Genomic DNA, 20,890 nt, shown 5'->3' on the forward strand with positions numbered 1-20,890 from the left:
TAGTAATGAGAAAGGAATATATGGAAGGCTAAAACGGCCCATAAAGGGCCGCCAGCTTTATTCCGAGTCCATCGGATTATATAGTTTTACATCAGGATTTTTTTCCTGGAACCATCTGAGTGCAAAGTCATTTTCAAATAGAAATACATTTTTGCCGTAACGGTCTTTAACCAGGAGGCTTCTTCCACTGGAAAGGTTTTCGTTGACCTCATCGCCTTCTACCCAGCGTGCGATCTTGGAGCCTTGTCTTTCCATATATACTTCTGTGTTATATTCATTTTTCATGCGGTGTTCAAAAACTTCAAACTGAAGCTGTCCCACTGCACCCAGGAGGTATTCTTCCATTTTGACTGTCTTAAACAGCTGGATGGCACCTTCCTGAACCAGCTGCTGAATGCCCTTATGAAAATGTTTTTGCTTCATGACATTTTTAGCTGTTACTTTAACAAAAAGCTCAGGTGTAAATTGAGGAAGTCGTTCATATTGGAAGTTATTTTTTCCGGCTGTTAATGTATCGCCTATTTGGTAAGTTCCCGGATCATAAATTCCGATGATATCTCCGCTGACTGCAGAATCAACTGTACTTCTGTCATCAGCCATGAATTGAGTGGACTGCGCAAGCTTAATGGACTTGCCGATTCTTGGTATGTTCACAGCCATGCCCCGCTCAAATTGGCCTGAACAAATTCTTAAGAATGCAATCCGGTCGCGATGTGCAGGGTTCATATTGGCCTGAATTTTAAATATAAAGCCAGAAAATTCTTCTGAAAGCGGATCAATTTCCCCTGCAGTCGAATTTCTTGGCTGCGGAGGGGGTGCAAATTGCAGATAAGACTCAAGGAAAGTCTGTACACCAAAGTTGGTCAGTGCGCTTCCAAAAAACACAGGAGTCAGTTCTCCATTTGCAATTCTCTCTCTTGAAAACTCATTGCCCGCTTCATTTAACAGCATAATCTCTTCAAGCGTCTGATCATATAGTCCAGAATCCTTAATGGAATGGTTCCCCTCTATTTCACCTTCCTGATTTAAGGAAATAAAGCGGTCCTCTTCCTCTACCCTGAATTGCTCAATACGATTATTAAACCGATCATAGATCCCAAGGAATTCTTTCCCCATCCCAATTGGCCAGTTCATTGGGTAAGATTCAATTCCCATAACTTCTTCTAATTCAGCAAGGAGCTCAAGGGGTGCTTTTCCCTGACGGTCAAGCTTATTCATAAAAGTAAATATCGGAATTCCTCTCATGCGGCAGACCTTGAATAATTTAAGTGTCTGCTCCTCGATACCTTTAGCTGAGTCGATGATCATAACGGCACTGTCAACGGCTGTCAGCGTGCGATACGTATCTTCACTGAAATCCTGGTGACCAGGCGTATCAAGAATATTAACACGCGCTCCCTCATATTCAAACTGCATTACACTGGAGGTTACAGAAATTCCACGCTGCTTCTCAATCTCCATCCAGTCACTTGTCGCATATTTGCCTGTCTTCTTCCCTTTAACTGTACCTGCATCACGAATGGCACCACCGAACAATAGGAGCTTTTCGGTCAGCGTCGTTTTACCGGCATCCGGGTGGGAAATGATCGCAAACGTGCGGCGGGATAAAACTTCTTCTTTAAAATTTTTGGACATAGTCGTTCCTCACTTACTTATATGAAAATTTGTTGATCAAGTAATCAATGTGTCACTTAATTATAGCAATACCTTCAATTTTATCGCTCTCAAGTCAAGTTTGCAACGCATTTAAGATTGCATATTTCTTTTTATTACTCTTTTTGAGGCTTATAATAGGGAAACTAAATGTAAAAAAGGAGGTTAAAAATGGACACAATTACTCATACTTTATTCGGCTTGAGCCTATATGGTGCAGTTGATAAACAGAGAATGGACAAGAACTCCAGGAGAGCGTATTTGCTTACCGCTGCAGGGGCTAGTCAAATTCCCGATATCGATGTCATCTCCCGATTCTGGGATACAGAAGGACTTTATCAGATGTGGCACAGGGGGATTACCCATTCCATTTTCCTGACTCCGGTGTGGGCCCTGCTGTTTTTGCTGCTGTCCTTCCTGCTTTTTAGAGTCAAGGATAAGAAGCTTTTTCTGCTGGGATTGCTGGCAGTTTTCATACATAATACCAGCGACTTATTCAATGCATGGGGCACAGGTTATTTGGAGCCCTTTTCAAATATGAGAGTTACTTTTGGTACCATACCAATTGTTGATTTAGTGTTTTGGATCATAATGGGAGCAGCCTTTTTCTTTACAAAAAAGAATAAATCAAAATCCCCCTATTATTTTAAAATGGCATGGGCATTTATGCTTCTTCATGTAGTAATCCAAAGCACACAGGGATACCTCATTTATAAGCAGTATGATGACCAATATGAACAAGTTGCCCTATCGGCAGAGTTTATACCATGGACTTATTCCGTTATTACAAAGGAAGATAACGAAGTCACCATATTCAATGATACTCTTTTCACCAAAAAGAAAACCCAATATGTGCTTCAATCAGAAGAAACTGCAGATTTAGACAAATTGTTTTCGCAAGCTCCTGAAGCTAGAACCCTTTATGAATGGTCTCCATTTGTCGTTCTTGTTGATGATGATGAAAGGCTTGGACTCTACGATCCCCGTTTTTACAGAAACGGCCAGTCATTTTTATTCGAATATATTGAAAAAAACACAGAAAGATGAGCGCTGTACTCATCTTTTTCCGTTTATCCCCATTATTTTCTTCATGCATAGTATTTTCATGAATTTATTCCTTTTGCACATAATACAACTATTGAGCTTTACAAGCAGTTTCACAAGGGAATAGGATTACTGCTGCTGATTTTTGCCAGGAAAAACTACTACATATTAAAGAGGTGTAAACATGAATTTTATTTGGGGGATATTCGGTATTATTGTCGTTTTAGGGATAGCCTTCCTTCTTTCAAGCAATAGAAGGGCGATAAGTGTAAGAACAGTAGCGGGAGGGCTTGCCATTCAGCTGATTTTCGCCTTTCTCGTTCTAAAATGGGAAGGCGGCAGAGAAGGATTGGAATGGCTCACAATGAAGGTGAACGATATAATCAATTACGCCAATCAGGGAATAAATTTTTTATTTGGCGGCCTTTTTACAGATGAATCGGGCATTGCCTTCGTTTTCGCATTTCAGGTTTTGCCTGTTGTAATCTTTTTTTCATCACTGATTTCCGTCCTCTATTACTTAAGGATTATGCAGTTTTTCATTAAAATCCTCGGCGGGGGACTGGCTAAGCTTCTCGGGACCAGAAAAGCGGAATCCATGTCTGCAGCAGCCAATATATTCGTGGGCCAGACTGAGGCTCCGCTTGTGATCCGCCCATTTATCGCCAATATGACCAAATCCGAGTTATTTGCGGTCATGACCGGAGGCCTTGCTTCGGTGGCAGGATCTGTATTAATTGGGTATTCCTTATTGGGAGTGCCTCTCGAATATCTTCTGGCAGCAAGCTTTATGGCTGCACCTGCTGGGTTGGTCCTGGCCAAAGTAATGCTTCCTGAAACAGAAGATAAAGAAGAGCCTAAGGAATTTGATATGGAAGTGGATAGCGATTCTGCAAATGTTATTGATGCAGCCGCAAAAGGAGCAAGTGTCGGACTTGAGCTCGCTTTAAATATCGGCGCGATGCTGCTGGCCTTTATTGCTTTGGTTGCTTTAATTAACGGGCTTCTTGGATGGGTTGGAGGGTTATTTGGGTTAGAAGGCTTAACGCTCGAAATCATTCTTGGATATGTGTTCTCTCCGCTTGCGTTTGCTATAGGAGTTCCATGGTCAGAAGCCGTACAGGCAGGAAATTATATTGGCCAGAAGCTAATTTTGAATGAGTTTGTTGCTTACTCCGCCTTTGCGCCCGATATCCCAACTTTATCTGATAAAACGGTGGCAATTGTAAGCTTCGCCCTTTGCGGATTTGCCAATATATCTTCATTGGGCATTCTGCTGGGAGGACTTGGCGGATTGGCCCCGAACCGCAGGCAGGACATTGCACGGCTTGGCTTGAAGGCTGTTGCTGCTGGAGCCCTGGCATCTATGTTAAGTGCCGCCATAGCCGGAATGCTGTTTTAATGAACTTTGACATATGGAAAATCCTCCCTTAGACAGGGAGGATTTTTTTATTTCTTTAAATAATAGATAACGGATTCATATGGCCTTAACTGGATGGTCCCCGCAGCTGAAGGTGACTGCTTGTAATTGGTCAGTAAGATTTCTTCTTTATATTCATCTGCGTGAATGTGTTCAGGAAGAGTAAATGATGTTTCTTTTCCATAAAAATTATTTACGACCAAAAGCTTTTCATTATCACCATTTCGAACATAAGCAAATACATCATGATGGTCTTCAGAAATAAGTTCATAGTCACCATATGTGATAATATCGTATTGCTTTCGAAGCTGGATCAGCTTTTTATAATGATAAAAAATAGAATTCTCGTCTTTCAATGCGTTTTCGGCGTTGATTTCCCTGTAATTGGATGCAACATGAATCCATGGCGTTCCATCGGAGAATCCGGCATTTTCAGCACTATTCCACTGCACCGGCGTCCGGGAATTATCGCGCGATTTGCTTTTGAGAATGTTGATGATTTCTTCTTCTGCCATTCCCTTTTCCTTAAGGATAGAATAAACATTCAGTGATTCTACATCTCTGTAGTCTTCAATGCTCTCAAAGCCGGGGTTCGTCATGCCAAACTCTTCACCCTGATAAATATATGGAGTCCCCTGCATCATATGAATGACTGTCGCCAGCATTTTAGCAGATTCACGATGATAGTGTTTGTCATCTCCATATCTTGATACAACCCGGGGCTGGTCATGGTTGCACCAGAATAAAGCATTCCAGCCTCCCCCATTGTGCATTTCAGTTTGCCATTTCGATAAAATCTGCTTTAATGCACTAAAATCAAATTCAGCCAGTGCCCATTTCTCCCCATTTGGGTAGTCCACTTTTAAATGATGAAAGTTGAAAGTCATGCTTAATTCTTCCCGCTTGGGGTTGGAAAATTTGATACAATGATCAATTGTAGTGGATGACATTTCCCCAACTGTCATACTATCGTATTTTGAGAATACTTTATCATTCATTTCATGCATAAATTCGTGTACACGAGGGCCGTCGGTATAGAATTTTCTGCCGTCGCCCGGAGGTACAGAGCCGTCATCATCCGGAAAATCCTGATCTTTGGAAATCAGATTGATTACATCCAGTCTAAAGCCATCTACACCTTTTTTAAACCAGAATTCCATCATGTCATACACTTTGCGGCGAAGGTCTTCATTTTCCCAATTTAGATCTGCCTGTGTAACATCAAAAAGATGAAGATAATATTGGCCGGTTTCTTCATCATATTGCCATGCATTTCCGCCGAATTTGGATTCCCAGTTTGTCGGTTCGCTTCCATCTTCCTTAGGATCTTTCCAGATATAAAAATCGCGGTATGGATTGTCTTTTGATTTTTTTGCTTCCTGGAACCATTGATGTTCAGTGGAAGTATGGTTAACAACAATATCCATAATGATTTTTATATCCCGATTATGGGCTTCTTCAAGGAGCTTATCAAAATCTGCCATTGTTCCATATTCTTCATGGATGCTGAAATAATCGCTAATGTCATATCCGTTATCACGCTGTGGAGATTTATAAATGGGTGTCAGCCAGACGACGTCCACACCTAATTCTTTTAAGTAATCAAGCTTGGCAATAATTCCAGGAATGTCTCCCACTCCATTTCCTGTCGTGTCGTTAAAGCTTTTCGGATAAATTTGATATACTACTGCTTTTTTCCACCACGGTTGTTTCATTTAGAATCACCCTGTTTTAGTTTTTTTGAGATTATGCCTTTCTTTTAGCTGTTAAAAGAGAAGCACCTGAGTTTCATATGGACGAAGTTTAATTGTTCTGCTGATTTGTATATCACTATAATTCCCAATCAGCGGTTCGAATTTTTTCTCCTGGATGTCTGCAGGGAGTTCTGCTTCAGTGTTTCCGCCATAGAAGTTGCACATGACAAGAAGAATCTGATTGTCCAGTGTTCTTGTATAGGCGTAGACTTCGGGATGGTGATCAAGTATAAGGTTATACTTTCCATAAATAATAATTTCATTTTTCTTCCTGAGTTCAATAAGCTTTTTATAATAATGAAAAACAGAGTCAGGGTTTTTCATGGCCTTTTCGACATTAATGTCTTTATAGTTAGGATTTACTTTTATCCATGGGGTCCCTTTCGTAAATCCTCCGTGTCTGGAGGAATCCCATTGCATTGGTGTCCTTGCATTGTCACGCCCTTTTGCAAAGATGGCCTCCAGTGCCTTTTCCTCTGTCCAGCCATCGTTAAGAGCTTCTTTATAAAAGTTAAGTGTTTCTATATCTCTGTATTCATCAATGCTTGAGTAACGGACATTTGTCATTCCAATTTCTTCGCCCTGATAAATATATGGAGTTCCCTTCATCATATGCAGCAATGTTGCCAGCATCTTTGCTGACTTATCGCAATACTCTCCATCATTCCCGAATCTTGAAACAGAGCGCGGCTGATCATGATTATTGAAGTAAAGACTGTTCCAGCCAACCTCATCCAGTTCATTTTGCCATTTTGTCAGATTTGTTTTTAAGTCAAATAGATCGAGGGGTTTAAGATCCCATTTGCCATTTGGCCCGTTATCCAGGCTAACATGTTCAAACTGGAAGACCATATTCAGCTCATTGCGTGATTCTCCTGTATACTGCCTGGCCCACTCAGGATTAACACCAGGCATTTCACCGACAGTCATAACATCATACTTCGAAATTGCCTTTTCATTCATCTCCTGCAGGTATTCATGAATTTTTGGGCCGTTTCGATAATACTTGCTTCCAGAAGCATATTTCTTCCCGGGCTTTGGTTCACCATCAGGAAGTCCCTCCACTTTGGATATAAAGTTGACCACATCCATTCTGAATCCATCAATCCCTTTTTCAAGCCACCAGGTCATCATGTCGTATATTTCTGTTCTCAGTTTCGGATTCTCCCAGTTTAGATCAGGCTGTTTTTTTGAAAACAGATGCAAATAATATTCTCCTGTACTTTCGTCAAGCTCCCAGGCAGATCCGCCGAAATTGCTGCCCCAGTTATTCGGCTCTTTTCCATTCTTTCCTTCACGCCATATATAGTAATCCCTGTATGGATTATCTTTCGATTTCCTTGCTTCTGAAAACCAGATATGCTCGTCTGAACTATGGTTCACCACCAGGTCCATAATGAGTTTGATGCCTCTTTTATGCAGCTCCCCAAGAAGCTGTTCCCAATCCTTCATTGTTCCAAACTCACGCATAATATCCTGATAATCACTGATATCATAGCCATTATCATCATTTGGTGATTTATAAACTGGAGAAAGCCAGACCACATCTATTCCAAGCTCTTTCAAGTAATCAAGCCTTGAGATAATTCCCTGTAAATCTCCTATTCCATCTCCATTGCTGTCCATGAAGCTCCGAGGGTAGATCTGGTAAACCACACTTTCTTTCCACCATTGCTTCTTCATCATCCGACCTCCGGTATAATTAAATTTTGAGCAAGCCTAAAAATGGCGATACCATGGAATCATAGAATCCCATGGCATCAATCATTTTATTTAAGCTTTTTTAAATTTCGAGAAAGCTAAAGTTAATAAAAAAGGCACAACTAGTGCGATTCCCATTCCGATAAAGAAAGCACCCCAGTTTTCCGCAAAGATGGAGAAAAATGCCGGCAAGCCTCCTACACCTATCGACGGTGCCTTAACTCCATTAATAGTGATGAATATGCCTGCAACAGCTGATCCAATAATTGCTGCAAAGAACGGGTATTTAAAGCGAAGATTAACACCAAACATCGCCGGCTCCGTTACGCCCAGCCAAGCTGAAATTGAAGAAGTGAGCGCAAGCCCTTTCAGCTTTTCGTTCCCTTTGCTTAACAGCATCATGGCAAAAGCGGCTGAACCCTGTGCAATATTGGACAATGCCACCATCGGCCATAAAAACGTGCCGCCAATGCTGCCGATTAGCTGCAGATCAACTGCCAGGAATGTATGATGCATGCCAGTGATAACTAAAGGTGCATATAATCCTCCGTATATCAAGCCTCCAAGGGCTGGAACAGCATCAAAGATTCCGACAACCCCATTTGTAATCCAGCTGCCGATCGTGAATGTAATGGGTCCAATGGCAATAAAAGAAAGAAATCCAGTAACTAGTAAAGCGATTGGCGCGACAGTCAGAAGCTGAAAAGCATCAGGAATTCTTTTTCGAAGAAATACTTCTATCTTAGCCAAAACATATGAAGCAAATAATACAGGCAATACCTGGCCCTGGTAACCTACCTTTTCAATTTCAAGACCAAATAAATTCCACTTCGGAACTTCCTCTGCTGCACCATAGCCCCATGCATTTAAAAGATCCGGGTGCACCAGCATCAAACCAAGCACCATACCAAGAAGCGGACTGCCGCCAAACCGGTTTACAGCACTCCATCCAATCAGGCCTGGAAGGAATACGAAAGCAGTATTGGCAATCAGATTAATGATGCTCGCCAGATCAGCCCAGTTTGTATAAACTTCAACAAACGACTTATCATCGAAGAAAATATCCGGTGCTGTCATAATGTTGTTGATTCCCATCAGCAAACCAGCTGTTACGATAGCCGGGAGGATTGGAATAAAAATATCCGCCAGTGTTTTAATTCCGCGCTGTAGGGGATTTAAGTTTTCGGCAGCTGCACTTTTGGTCTCTTCTTTTGACGATTCGCCAATTCCGGTTGCATCTGTCATTTCTTTATATACTTTATCAACGAGGCCTTGTCCGATCACAACCTGGAATTGTCCATTGGTGGAAAATGAACCTTTTACAATATCAATATCTTCGAGCTTTTCTTTGTTGACTTTTCCTTCATCTTTTAACGCAAAACGCAGCCGTGTAACACAATGAGTGGCCGCAGCGATATTATCACTGCCCCCGACAGCTTCTACGATTTGCTCTGCTGACTCTTTATTTGTAGCCATTCTTCCCTCTCCTCCTGTTACCGTTTTCATATTAAAGAAAGAAACAGTTATAAGGTCCTTATTTATCGTTCTCGATTTTTATAAATCTATCCATTATACAAGAACCAACTTGTATATACATGAACTGTTTACGCTTTCATTCTATCTTGTATATACATGTTAGTCAACCATTTTTTCTTTCCCCTCTCTTCTATACCCATTCCATCGCTTCGGAAGCCAGAAAACAAAAAAACCGGCTTCGAGACTAATTTGTCTTCAAAGCCGGTCCTAAACCAATCGAATAGGTTATTTCCTTTTATCATCGTCATCATCTTTTGTGAGTTCACGGGTAGATTTCTTAAATTCTTTTAAGGTCTCCCCGAACGCTTTCCCTATTTCAGGAAGTTTCTTAGGGCCAAAAATAATCAGAGCCAGAACCAGGATGAGAATTAAACCTGGAATACCGATGTTTGATAACATGCTGAACACTCCTTATATATCATATCGCTTGAGGCAGTAGTAATCATGTTCATTGTCCATTATAGTGGATTGATTAAAAAAATCATAGCATGAGAGCTATTTTCATGAATTCGCGTTTTTCGACTATTTAAAGGCTCTATCAAGTTCATCCAGCACTTCACCAATTTTGCGTTCATGGATCACTTCATCAGCATAAATGTCGAAATCCGTAGGTTCCATATTAATAATCACTAGTTTTGCTCCGTTTTGTTTGGCTATCAGCGGAAACTGATTTGCAGGTGTTACAGTCAAGGATGATCCCAGAACAATAAAAAGTTCTGCCTTTTCTGTTTCATCTGCTGCGAAATCCAAAGCCTCCTCAGGAAGCATTTCCCCAAACAGAACTACTGAAGGACGGAGCACACCCCCGCAATTACATTGGAATTGTCCATGTAAATACCCCTCGCTCGGGAACTCTTTTTTACATTTCTGGCAATGGAGTGTCTGCAAATTCCCATGGAGCTCTGATATTTTTTTACTTCCCGCCAGTCCATGAAATCCATCCACATTCTGGGTGATAATGCTCTTAATAATATCTCTCTTTTCCCAATCTGCAAGTATATAGTGCCCTTGATGGGGAGTGCACTCCTTAAGCCCGATTACCCTGTGCCGATAAAATTCTATAAACTCGTTCACATTTTCATTTAACGCGTCTGTACTGGCTATTTTTCCGGGATCTTTCCCATTCCATAATCCATTATTGGCAGACCTGAAATCAGGCAGTCTGCTTTCCGTCGACATTCCTGCTCCAGTTAATATTACTGTATAATTAGATTCCTTCAGCCATTTCTCAAGCATAGATATCAGCTCCCCATTAGGTTTTGTCACAGGTTAAATTTGATTTCCATTTATTTCTCCTACTCAAATGTTTATGTCATGTCAGGTATGCGGTAAATACTAGATTATAACTGTTTATGCGAATTATCAAATATAGGAGTGATAGCTATGCCTGAAATAGAAACGAAAGATTATAAGGACGGCTATAAAAAATTTTCTTCCAGGGCCAAACGTTATGCTGAGGACCCTGAAAAAACAAAAGGACTGCTAAAAAAGGCTACACTTAAAGCAGATAAAAACAAATCTTCATTAAGTGATATATGGGAAAAGTTTCAGCTTCTAATCGATTTAGTTAAGGCATGGTCTAAAGGCGATTACCGGCATATTTCAAAAAAGTCGATTATCTTTATTATTGCTACCATACTATACTTTGTTTCCCCTATAGATCTTGTTCCTGACTTTTTAATAGGAATGGGAATCTTAGATGATGCAGCAGTCCTTGGTTTTGCCGTCAGCCAAATTACAGGTGAACTTGAAAAATTCAAAATCTGGAAAGAGAGCAGGACCATTGAGATGAAATAAATATTTTCTGTCCATTTTGATATTATTTGCTATAATAATGATGGAAAGTATTTATGCCTTCAAAATTAAATAGCAAGAAATGTAGGGGAACCGGTATGCCGGTTGAGACTTCATCATTAAGATGCTGACCCTTTGAACCTGATCTGGCTCATACCAGCGTAGGGAACATATTCTTAAACATACTAAATGTTTTTATATGCGCCCTGGTTTATACCGGGGCGTTTTTATTTTTTAAGGGCAGACTATCATTAACTTTCCTTATTACATAAAGGTTTTTAGGAGGATTACTTATGAAAAAGTGGATTGCAGCTATCTGTTCACTGCTGCTTCTTTCAGGCTGTGCCGGTAATGGAACGGATAATCAGACTGGAAGCAAAGATGCAGACAGCAAACAAGATTTGAAAAAAGTTACTGTTGTATTGGATTGGACACCCAATACCAACCATACCGGCTTGTATGCCGCAAAGGACAAAGGATATTTTAAAGAAGAAGGACTCGATGTCGAAATTATAATGCCAGGTGAAGCAGGTTCAGATCAATTGACTGCATCAGGCAAGGCTGATTTCGGTGTCAGCTATCAGGAAAGCATCACGGAAGCACGTGTACAGGGCGTTCCCCTTGTTTCTATAGCAGCTGTAATACAGCATAATACTTCCGGTTTTGCATCACCTGCTGAAAAAAATATTAAATCGCCGAAAGACTTTGAAGGAAAAACTTATGGCGGCTGGGGAGCTCCTGTAGAAAAATCGGTAATAGACTCCCTAATGAAAAAGGAAAACGCCGATGTTGATAAGGTCTCAATCGTTAACATGGGGAATGCTGACTTTTTTACAGCTGTTAAAAGAGATATAGACTTCGCATGGATTTATTACGGATGGACAGGTGTAGAAGCAGAACTTCGGGGGGAAAAGATTAATATGGTCTATCTTACTGACTACTCAGAAAAACTGGATTACTACACGCCCGTTCTCGCGACCAGCGAAAAAATGATTGCAGATGATCCGGATACTGTCAAAGCATTTGTAAAAGCAGCAGCCAAAGGGTATGAATTTGCAATCGAGCAGCCTGGCGAAGCAGCAGATATTTTGTTAAAGAATGCTCCGGACCTGGACAGCGAATTGGTCAAAAAGAGCCAGGAATGGCTATCACCCCGCTATCAGGATGATGCTTCAAAATGGGGTGAACAAAAGCTTGAGGTCTGGGAAAACTATGCAGACTGGATGCATGAAAATGGTCTTTTAGATAAAGAATTAGATGCCGGCAAAGCATTTACAAATGACTTCCTGCCGGAATAAGGAGAGTTTATTAAATGGCAAACGCACTTGTAAGCATTCAAATCATACCAAAAACAAAAGATGGGGAAAATGTTATACCATACGTTGATGAAGCAATCAGCATTATTCAGCAATCCGGTGTTAAGTACGAAGTGCATCCCCTGGAAACAACGATGGAAGGCGATTTAGAACATTTATTGAAAATCATTGCTGATATGAACAGAAAAATGATTGAAAAAGGAAGCAGCAATGTTATCTCACAGGTTAAAATTCTGTATCAGCCGGACGGAATTGAAATGAGTGATTTAACGGAGAAATACCGTCCATGAATAATGTATTTAGAAAAGGGTGGAGGCCGGCTGCGGTTCTCCTCCTTTTATTCATTCTTTGGGAGGTGGCGGTAAATCTGGCAAAAGTCCCTGCTTGGCTCCTGCCTCCCCCGACAGATATCATTCAGGAGGCGGCTTTGGGCTGGGAGGGCTTCCGCCCGCATCTTCAATCGACAGTCCTGCTTTCACTATGGGGGTTTGCCATTGGCACTGCCACCGGATTGCTTACAGCTGTTATATTGCACTTATTACCTTTTATAAGGGAGTCTGTTTACCCGCTTCTCATCCTTTCACAGAATGTGCCAATAATTGTTCTGGCGCCTTTACTGGTTGTATGGTTTGGATTTGGCATACTTCCAAAACTTATTGTCATTACACTGGTATGCTTCTTCCCCATTACTGTTGCAGCATTGGATGGATTTCGGCAAACTCCAGGAGAACTCAGGCATTATATGCTGATGGCTGGAGCCGGCAGAGGACAGCTGTTTTGGAAGCTGGAGCTTCCCCATTCCCTTCCATCTTTATTTTCCGGGCTAAAGATCTCTGCAACCTATAGTGTGATGGGTGCTGTAATATCTGAATGGCTCGGAGCTAAAGCTGGAATAGGGGTTTATATGACTCTAGCCTCTTCATCATTTCGGACAGACCGTGTTTTTGTAGCCATACTTGCGATTATGCTGTTAAGTTTGCTGCTTTTTGGAGGTATATTACTGTCAGAACGTTTGCTTATTAAATGGAAGTCCAGGGAGAGTGGCAGGAAATGATACAACTATCGGTTAATTCTCTAACGAAAAGTTTTGATTCAAATCAGGTTTTAAGCAATTTGAGTTTTCAAGTAAATGAAGGAGAGTTTGTTTCAATTCTAGGTCCATCAGGCAGCGGAAAGAGCACCATCTTTAACCTGATTGGCGGGATGCTCCTGCCTGATGAAGGGTCCATAACACTTCGGAATGAAGAGATCAACGGCAAACGCGGTTCAATTAGCTATATGCCCCAGACTCCTTCCCTGATGCCATGGAGAACCATCCTTCAGAATGTTCTGCTTGGCCAGGAAATTATGGGAAAAGCCGATCCGGAAACAGCCAGAAAAATGCTTCAAAAAGCGGGACTCGGTGACTATGAAAATGCATTTCCGCATGAATTATCAGGAGGCATGAAGCAAAGGGCCGCCTTTATCCGGGCACTATTAAGCCCACAGCCAATCATACTGCTGGATGAACCCTTTTCAGCTTTGGATGAGCTTACCCGTCTTGATATGCAAAAATGGCTTCTCGATATTTGGAATGAACATATGCCGACGATTCTGTTTGTCACTCACAATATCGAAGAAGCCATTTACCTCTCCGATCGAATATTGATACTCGGCAGCAAGCCTGCTAAAGTGGTTCAAGAATATAAAGTGCCTTTTGTGAGGCCGCGGATGGAGGAAATTTTCCTGGATGAAAATTTCCTTGAATGCAAAAGAAGCATCCATCATGCGCTGAAAAATCATTAGGAGGCAACAGCAATGGATAAGTATATTGATGCCCATATTCATCTTGATAAGTACAGCAATAGTGATATAGAAAAAATGTTTCATGAGCTGACGTTTAAGCTTTCACTTGTTACAGTTTCAAGTGATTTAGCCTCCTGCAAAAGGAATCTTGCTCTTGCAGAAATTTATCCCTTTGTAAAACCTGCCTTTGGTTTCCACCCTGAACAGGTTCTGCCCAGTGATCATGATATATCAGAGCTTTTCAGCTGGATAAGGATTCACACAGAACAGATGGCTGCTGTTGGCGAGGTTGGCCTTCCATACTATTTGAGGTCTGAGGGGAGCAGGCTGTCTGGCGGATATATTGAACTTCTCGAAGAATTTATTAAGCTTGCTAACAGGTTGGATAAGCCCATTGTCCTCCATTCAATTTATGATGATGCACCGATTGTGTGCAATTTATTGGAAAAGCATTCGATTAAAAAGGCTCATTTCCACTGGTTTAAAGGTGACACTGCAGCAGCAAGCAGGCTTATTTCCAATGGCTATTACATCTCCTTCACTCCAGATATCGTGTACGAAAAAGAAATACAGGACCTTGTACGGGATTACCCGCTGGATAAATTGATGGCAGAAACAGACGGTCCATGGGAATTCGATGGCCCTTTTAAAAACAAACCTACCCACCCAGCCATGATGGCCCATTCCATCAGTGCCCTTGCTGAACTAAAAGAAATATCTTTCAGCAGCGCCAAAAAGATGCTTTATGCTAATACAAAGAGCTTCTATAATATTGATTAATCGGCCTTAAAAATTCTTTTACCATTAGGCTGTTTTTTTTATTCAGATTAGATAAAATATACTAGATAAATATAATCACATCGCACCATTCCTAATTATGGAAATATAGGTTAATCTTATATTGGACAATACTTTTAGGAGGTATGTGATGAAAAAGTATATTTTCTTATTATTGACTATTTTACTAGTTTTCTCAGGCAATGTTTCTGCACAGCCCAAAAGCAGTTCAACTGATTTGACTGAGAAAGATTTCATTAAAGCCGTAATGAAGTCTGAAAAGTTTAAGAAATTTAAATCCTCTATTTTAAAAGATGCCCCCGCCCAGCCAAAAGCTCTTATTGATGAAAAAGGAAAACAATATGGCTGGACAGTGCAATATGAAATTGAATACAATGAAAAAAACATTTCCTTAGATGAAAAAGCTCTTGTAAATTTCTCGTCTCTTCTATCTTTCTCCTTTGAGTCCGGGAAGGAATTAAAAGTGCGGCTGGTTGATTACAGCAGGCTTATTGAGGATCAGGCTTTTTATGTAAAAGACTTGAAGTCTGAAAAGGAGACCAAAATAGATATATCAAAAGACAGCACCTTTACTGATTATTTAAAAGAAATAGAAATGAAAAAAACACAGCTGATTAAAGAAGCTGCCCAAAGCAATACAGTCTCTTCCGATAAAGCCGCAGCATCCGGTCAGCTATGCTACTACTGTACAAAGTATGAATGGCGCGGCGGCTATCCCTGCTCATCCGCTAACACTGAGTCTGAAGTTTCAGTATCATTCCAGCTTGAAGAAAACGGGCTGAACCCGGATTCTGTGGTCATTGAATGCTATGTTCCCCGCCATAAGGTGTGTGTTGACGGAGAATGGAGAACCTATTGCCCTATACAATGAAAAGAACGGCTAAGCGAATCGCTTAGCCGGTTTTGTTATCCTTTCGTGCCTGATGCGATATTCGAACCTTCTATAAAGTGCTTCTGGAAGAAGAAAAATAACAGCACTACAGGCAATAATACCATGACTGACATGGCCATCAGGTAGTGCCATTGTGTCTGTACAGTTCCCTTGAAGGTTTGAAGACCGATCTGCAGCGTGTAAAGACTTTCATCATTTAAATATAATAACGGTCCAAGAAGATCATTCCATGCGCCATTAAATGAGAAAATGGCTACAGTAATAAGCGCTGGCTTCGTCAATGGCAGCATGATATGCCACCATATCTGAATATGATTTGCACCGTCCAGAACAGCTGCTTCAATAAGTTCATTCGGAATAGTCATCATAAACTGTCGAAGCAGGAAGATGAAAAAGGCACTCCCCAAAAAGGCCGGAACAATCAGCGGCAGATACGTATTTACCCAGCCAAGCTTGGAGAATAAAATGTACTGAGGCACCATGGTGACAAATCCGGGAATCAGCATGGTTGATAACACAACTATAAACAAAGCATTTCTTCCTTTAAAACGGATCTTCGCAAAGGCATAAGCAACCAGCGAATTGACAATAACGCTTCCCGCCATTCCGCAAAAGGCAATGAAGAACGTATTCATAGCCCAGCGGGTAAACGGTGCTGTTTTCCACGCTTCAACATAATTGGAAAAATGGAATTCTTTCGGCATAAAGGTCGGCGGATATTGAGCTATCTCAGCAGGAGATTTCAGAGAAGTCGAAATCATCCACCACAGCGGAGATATTACCAGTACACTTCCTGCTAATAAAACGATGAAAACCAACGCCTGCTTTACTTTATCTTTGAATTTTTTCGTCTCATAAAACTTCGGTGCTGCAGCCGTTCTCATTTATCATCTCCTCCCTCATAATGAACCCATTTTTTACCGATTTTCATATTGATGACTGTCAGAATCATGACGACAATAAACAGCAGCCAGGCCATTGCAGAGGCATAGCCCATGTCAAACACCTCAAACGCATTATTCCACATATGAAGATTATAGAACAGAAGTGAATTTCCAGGTCCGCCGCTTCCATTCTCCGTCATGACATAAGCCTCCTGGAAAATTTGAAATGAACCGATCGTACTTGTCAGCACATCAAAGAAAATGATCGGCGAAATCATCGGCAATGTAATATAAAAAAATTTCTGCATTACACCGGCCCCATCCAGATCCGCTGCTTCATAAAGGGAATTTGATACCCCCTGCAGACTTGCCAGATATAGAAGCATCCCTCCGCCGACACTCCACATTTTCATCAAAAGCAAAGCAGGCTTCGTCCATTCAGGGTCAAACAGCCATGCTGGCCCCTCAATTCCAAACCATGCCAGGAACGTATTAACCAGACCTGTTGACGGACTCAGCAGCTGCATCCATAAAAAGTAAACTGCAACACCTGAGAGGATAGCAGGCAGATAATAAAGTGTGCGGAAAAATTTCATGCCTTTTACTTTCTGATTTAGAAGAACCGACAGAAAAATCGCCCCTGCTGTGGTCAGCGGGACAGAGAATAAAACATAATATAAAGTGTTCCATAGTGACGTTTTAAATAGATTATCAATCGTAAACATGCGTTTAAAATTATCAAGACCGATAAAATTCATTTTTGAAGTAATATTATAGTCTGTAAAACTGGCAAATAAGGAAAATAATAACGGGCCAAGTGTCAGTCCCAGAAATCCGATTATCCACGGGCTTATAAAGAGATAGCCAAAGATATTTTCTCTTGTTTGGCGTGACAGCTGTCTGTGTGATGCCTTCCCTTTTTTTCCTGCAAGACCTGCTCCCCGCCGCTCAATCGTTGTCTCATAAGATTTCAACCCATACACCTTCTTTTTATAGTATTTATAAAGAGAGAAGGATTGCCCTTCTCTCTTTGTTCTAATTTTTCTTTAGTTTTTCAACATCTTTTTCTGCTTTTTCCAGCGCTTTTTCAGGCTTGGTTTTACCGAGCAGAACATTGTCTATATGCGGATTAATGCGATTCTGGTAATCGGGATACTCTGTCGGGACAGGGAATAACTGCGTTTGATCCAGGTTTCTCACAGTAGCTTCATATACATATTGATCATCGCCTTTAAGTTCTTTTACCACGGCTTCTGCAGCTTCTTTATTTGCGACATTATCATAATTTTTCATAGCCCAGTATTTTTGAGCCTCGGGACCTGTAAGATACTCAATAAACTTCATAGCTTCCTCAGGGTGTTTGGCTCCTTTCGGAATTTCAGCTACGAACCCTCCTCCATCACTCCAGTTCCCAGAACCTTCTTCATATGCAGGAATCGGGGCAACCCCAAAATTCATATCATTGCCATAATCGCGAATTTGTGTGTAAAATGTACCGACATCAACCCACATTGCCACTTTGCCGGCAATGAACGGATTTGACTGTTCACTTCCAAATTCAGCTTCAAAAGACTGAACTGTTTTCTCGCCGAGACGCTCCTTCCAGCCCAGCAGCCATTGAAGCGCTTCCTGCTTTTCAGGTGTATTGATATAAAGCTCGCCGTCTTGAATGAATCCTTTTCCGCCATCAGCGCTTGTCATCCAGCTTGCTGCACCGATACTGCCCCAAAGCGGGTAAAAGCCGACCCGCTCATAGCTATCTCCATTTTTAACATCCAGCTTCTGAGCATACTCCTCCAGTTCAGCCCATGTAGCAGGCGGCTTTTCCGGATCAAGGCCTGCTTCTTTGAAAGCATCTTTATTGTAAAATAGCAATCTGGTATCTGTATTAAATGGAACTGCATAAGGCTTGTCCTCGTACATTACCGTTTCCCATAAATGCGGATAAAACTGGTCTTTAAACGAATCATCCATAAACTTGCTCAAATCTTCAGATTGTCCATTTTCTGCCCGCTGGCCGACCGAGTTAATATCGTTAATGATAACATCTGCAGGATTACCGGCAGCAACAGATGCCAGGTTCTTTGTCCAAATATCTCCCCAAGGCAAATATGTATGCTTAACAAAAACCTCATCCTGTGATTTGTTAAAATCATCTATAATTTTTTCAATGATTGGCCTTCTTGTTTCTGATCCCCAAAAACTCCAAAAATCAACAATGACCTTTCCATCCTTCGTCTTTTCTGCCTGAGCACTTTCCCCGGAACAGCCTGCTAATATGCCAATAAGCAGGAATGCGGAAATAATAAAAAGAAGTCCCTTTTTCATGATGCTCCCCCTAATATTTATATTTTTAAGCTTCATGCATCTGCCTATTCCCTGCGCACAGGAATAAAAATGGCCAGCAAAAAAAAATTTTTTATTAACTAAGTAAGTACTACCCTGTTTATCGGGAACAAAACATTTGTTTGAAAAAACTCTCGATATTTGTCAAATTTCAGCCCTTTATGCCTAAAAAAAAGACTCCTCACAGGAGTCAAATTAAGGAGTGTTTTGAATGCTTTGTGCGATTGCCTCTAAATATTCAATAAATTGGGCACCTTCTCCGGCAGGAACAGAATAAACTTCTTCATTGTCCATTAGCTTGAAATAAACTTTGCCTTCCTCATTCCAGACTTTCATCTTTACAGGGTCTTTTCCCTTTAAATTAAATTGGATATCATAGGCTGATTTGGCATCAATGACTGCCTTTGCAGGAATTGCCGAATTTATCGCATTTCTTGCCGTTTTTTCCCATTTTGGATCTTTTACAGTCGCGGTTTCAGCCGTATACTTTCCATCAGCAGAGAAGGATTTCTCAGTTTCTGAAAAAGCAATAATGGTTTGGCTTATAAAGCTATTTCCCAGCATCTCTGAACTGCTGCTGCCTCTGGTCATAGAATCCTCAGAAAAAATAATGAAAGCGAACATGACACAAGCAGCCATTACAGCGGCAGCAGATAAAAATTTAGGGAAGATAGCTTTCTTTCTTTTAGGTTTTTCCTCTATGCCCTTTAATATTTTTTGCAGACTCTCCTGCTTTTGCTTTTGAGACCGAGGAATATGTCCTAATTCTCGAAAGGAATTATCGGATCCGAATGAGTTCTTCATGGATTTCCCCCCTTTTCTGCAATTCTTTTTTTAGCGCTGCGAGTGCCCTGGAAGTGGTGATTTTCACTTTGTTTTCCGACCAATTCAAGATTTCGGCCGTTTCCTTGATGGAAAACTCCTTTATTTTTCTCAAAATCAGCACTTCTTGGTAGCTTAATTTCAAATGGCGGATTGCCTCATATAAGAGTGTAACTTTTTCACCCTTAATCATTATCTCTGTGGGAGTATCTTCATCTGATTGGAGCTGGAATTTTTCTATTGAGAAAAATTTGAACCTGCTTTTTTTGCGCAAATAATCAATGGCTACATTTCTTGATATCCGGACAAGCCACGTAAAGATCTGGGACTCACCATTAAATTGATTCATATATTTATAGGCCTTGATAAAGGTGTCTTGTGTCAGATCTTCCGCCACTTCCTTATCATTTACGAGAAGAAATATGTATCCATAAATTCGATCGCTGTACTCGCTGTATATATCTTCAAACGCTTCTGCCGATATTCTCTCCATTGTGGCGCCCCCTCGCATATTATTAGACGAATAAGAATGAGAAAAGAAACACTTTTCCATGCTTTTGTAAAACAATTGGTAAGCCATAACCTTAACCCTGTTCATTTATACTATATTTCAAAATTATCTGATACCTTAGTATCAAATTTAAGAAAATTCTGAGAAAGTGCCTTTTTAACTGTAACTTTTTTCAATCTCATTCTATCAGTAAAAAGATGTATAAAGTTTCACCCCAGACTCCCCATCTTTGATTTCATTTTTGCAATTTTGAGTAATGGAGTCCTTTAAATTCTCCACCCTTTTTATTTATTTTATCATTCTGTGAAAATACTGCCTCCCTCCTTTTCCTTATTTTTTCCAATATTCGTATGAATATATGGAAAAATGATCCTTTTAATCTATAAATAACCATAAAAAGTTCATTCTTTAAGCCTGTAACCATTATTGACCTATGAAGCCTTATAGCTATTTTAATAAAACCACTGCAAAAAACTTTATTTTTCGACAATCTCCAGCCTTTAATTTAGCTAAAGTACAGGATAACGGAAGGGTTTTCCATTTTTGGAAAGTACCCATAGGAGGTGGTTGAGTTCTTCATTGCTAAGTAGCACTTTAAAATGAATTAACAAAACAAGGAGGGAATTTTTTGAAA

21 protein-coding genes and 1 riboswitch are annotated in these 20,890 nt (G+C 40.7%); of the genes, 9 read left to right on the forward strand and 12 right to left on the reverse strand.

What is annotated here, in order from left to right:
* Positions 1 to 57 precede the first annotated feature (57 nt).
* Entirely contained in the window at positions 58 to 1,635 is a 1,578-nt protein-coding gene (locus NYE23_RS13310) for a peptide chain release factor 3 (RefSeq protein ID WP_095243995.1), read from the reverse strand.
* Between the two features lie 189 nt (positions 1,636 to 1,824).
* On the opposite strand from NYE23_RS13310, the gene NYE23_RS13315 reads away from it, so the two are divergent.
* Together NYE23_RS13315 and NYE23_RS13320 are read left to right on the forward strand one after the other, a co-directional pair.
* Entirely contained in the window at positions 1,825 to 2,700 is an 876-nt protein-coding gene (locus NYE23_RS13315) for a metal-dependent hydrolase (protein ID WP_341078495.1), read from the forward strand.
* Between the two features lie 181 nt (positions 2,701 to 2,881).
* A complete protein-coding gene (locus NYE23_RS13320) occupies positions 2,882 to 4,099 on the forward strand; it encodes a NupC/NupG family nucleoside CNT transporter (protein ID WP_341078497.1) in 1,218 nt (405 codons plus the stop codon).
* 47 nt (positions 4,100 to 4,146) lie between these two features.
* Here the strand turns inward: NYE23_RS13320 and treC are convergent, their stop codons facing one another.
* The 5 genes from treC to NYE23_RS13345 all read right to left on the reverse strand — a co-directional run bounded on the left by treC (position 4,147) and on the right by NYE23_RS13345 (position 10,344).
* Positions 4,147 to 5,832, reverse strand: coding sequence for an alpha,alpha-phosphotrehalase (gene treC, locus NYE23_RS13325; RefSeq protein WP_341078498.1), 1,686 nt, complete (start codon positions 5,830 to 5,832; stop codon positions 4,147 to 4,149).
* 51 nt (positions 5,833 to 5,883) lie between these two features.
* Entirely contained in the window at positions 5,884 to 7,554 is a 1,671-nt protein-coding gene (locus NYE23_RS13330; RefSeq protein WP_341078500.1) for a glycoside hydrolase family 13 protein, read from the reverse strand.
* Positions 7,555 to 7,644: 90 nt separating this feature from the next.
* The gene (treP, locus tag NYE23_RS13335; RefSeq protein ID WP_341078502.1) at positions 7,645 to 9,048 is read right to left on the reverse strand and encodes a PTS system trehalose-specific EIIBC component; all 1,404 of its coding nucleotides are present in this window, start codon (positions 9,046 to 9,048) and stop codon (positions 7,645 to 7,647) included.
* Positions 9,049 to 9,333: 285 nt separating this feature from the next.
* Positions 9,334 to 9,507: a twin-arginine translocase TatA/TatE family subunit gene (gene tatA / locus NYE23_RS13340; protein WP_341078504.1), complete on the reverse strand. Its 174-nt coding sequence runs from the start codon at positions 9,505 to 9,507 to the stop codon at positions 9,334 to 9,336.
* Between the two features lie 123 nt (positions 9,508 to 9,630).
* On the reverse strand, positions 9,631 to 10,344 hold the full coding sequence (locus tag NYE23_RS13345) for an NAD-dependent deacylase (protein WP_341078506.1): 714 nt from the start codon (positions 10,342 to 10,344) through the stop codon (positions 9,631 to 9,633).
* A 147-nt stretch (positions 10,345 to 10,491) separates the two neighbouring features.
* On the opposite strand from NYE23_RS13345, the gene NYE23_RS13350 reads away from it, so the two are divergent.
* From NYE23_RS13350 to NYE23_RS13380, 7 genes are all read left to right on the forward strand, one after another.
* Positions 10,492 to 10,905: a YkvA family protein gene (locus tag NYE23_RS13350; RefSeq protein ID WP_341078509.1), complete on the forward strand. Its 414-nt coding sequence runs from the start codon at positions 10,492 to 10,494 to the stop codon at positions 10,903 to 10,905.
* 73 nt (positions 10,906 to 10,978) lie between these two features.
* A riboswitch (TPP riboswitch) is annotated at positions 10,979 to 11,087 on the forward strand.
* 108 nt (positions 11,088 to 11,195) lie between these two features.
* Positions 11,196 to 12,200, forward strand: a complete 1,005-nt coding sequence (locus tag NYE23_RS13355; protein ID WP_341078511.1) for an ABC transporter substrate-binding protein — start codon at positions 11,196 to 11,198, stop codon at positions 12,198 to 12,200.
* A gap of 14 nt (positions 12,201 to 12,214) precedes the next feature.
* Entirely contained in the window at positions 12,215 to 12,508 is a 294-nt protein-coding gene (locus NYE23_RS13360) for a thiamine-binding protein (protein ID WP_341078513.1), read from the forward strand.
* Positions 12,505 to 13,272 (forward strand): ABC transporter permease, encoded by a 768-nt coding sequence (locus NYE23_RS13365; protein WP_341078516.1) that lies wholly within the window; start codon positions 12,505 to 12,507, stop codon positions 13,270 to 13,272. Before NYE23_RS13360 ends, NYE23_RS13365 begins: the two co-directional genes overlap by 4 nt.
* A complete protein-coding gene (locus NYE23_RS13370) occupies positions 13,269 to 14,003 on the forward strand; it encodes an ABC transporter ATP-binding protein (RefSeq protein ID WP_341078519.1) in 735 nt (244 codons plus the stop codon). Before NYE23_RS13365 ends, NYE23_RS13370 begins: the two co-directional genes overlap by 4 nt.
* Positions 14,004 to 14,015: 12 nt before the next feature.
* Complete coding sequence (locus NYE23_RS13375; protein ID WP_341078521.1) at positions 14,016 to 14,783, forward strand: TatD family hydrolase; 768 nt, start codon at positions 14,016 to 14,018, stop codon at positions 14,781 to 14,783.
* Positions 14,784 to 14,931: 148 nt separating this feature from the next.
* A complete protein-coding gene (locus NYE23_RS13380; protein ID WP_341078524.1) occupies positions 14,932 to 15,672 on the forward strand; it encodes a hypothetical protein in 741 nt (246 codons plus the stop codon).
* 35 nt (positions 15,673 to 15,707) lie between these two features.
* Here the strand turns inward: NYE23_RS13380 and NYE23_RS13385 are convergent, their stop codons facing one another.
* The 6 genes from NYE23_RS13385 to NYE23_RS13410 form a co-directional block, all read right to left on the reverse strand.
* Complete coding sequence (locus NYE23_RS13385; RefSeq protein WP_341078527.1) at positions 15,708 to 16,577, reverse strand: carbohydrate ABC transporter permease; 870 nt, start codon at positions 16,575 to 16,577, stop codon at positions 15,708 to 15,710.
* Positions 16,574 to 17,551 carry a carbohydrate ABC transporter permease gene (locus NYE23_RS13390; RefSeq protein WP_341078529.1) on the reverse strand — a complete coding sequence of 326 codons (978 nt, stop codon included), beginning with the start codon at positions 17,549 to 17,551 and terminating at the stop codon, positions 16,574 to 16,576. Before NYE23_RS13390 ends, NYE23_RS13385 begins: the two co-directional genes overlap by 4 nt.
* A 61-nt stretch (positions 17,552 to 17,612) precedes the next feature.
* Positions 17,613 to 18,905 (reverse strand): ABC transporter substrate-binding protein, encoded by a 1,293-nt coding sequence (locus tag NYE23_RS13395; RefSeq protein WP_341078532.1) that lies wholly within the window; start codon positions 18,903 to 18,905, stop codon positions 17,613 to 17,615.
* A 213-nt stretch (positions 18,906 to 19,118) separates the two neighbouring features.
* On the reverse strand, positions 19,119 to 19,727 hold the full coding sequence (locus NYE23_RS13400; protein ID WP_341078535.1) for a hypothetical protein: 609 nt from the start codon (positions 19,725 to 19,727) through the stop codon (positions 19,119 to 19,121).
* Entirely contained in the window at positions 19,702 to 20,238 is a 537-nt protein-coding gene (locus tag NYE23_RS13405; protein ID WP_341078538.1) for an RNA polymerase sigma factor, read from the reverse strand. The genes NYE23_RS13400 and NYE23_RS13405 overlap by 26 nt, the downstream gene beginning before the upstream one ends.
* Before the next feature lie 253 nt (positions 20,239 to 20,491).
* Positions 20,492 to 20,746: a hypothetical protein gene (locus tag NYE23_RS13410; RefSeq protein ID WP_341078541.1), complete on the reverse strand. Its 255-nt coding sequence runs from the start codon at positions 20,744 to 20,746 to the stop codon at positions 20,492 to 20,494.
* Between the last annotated feature and the right edge of the window lie 144 nt (positions 20,747 to 20,890).

This window comes from Cytobacillus sp. FSL H8-0458, from assembly GCF_038002165.1.
Lineage (GTDB): Bacteria > Bacillota > Bacilli > Bacillales > Cytobacillaceae > Cytobacillus.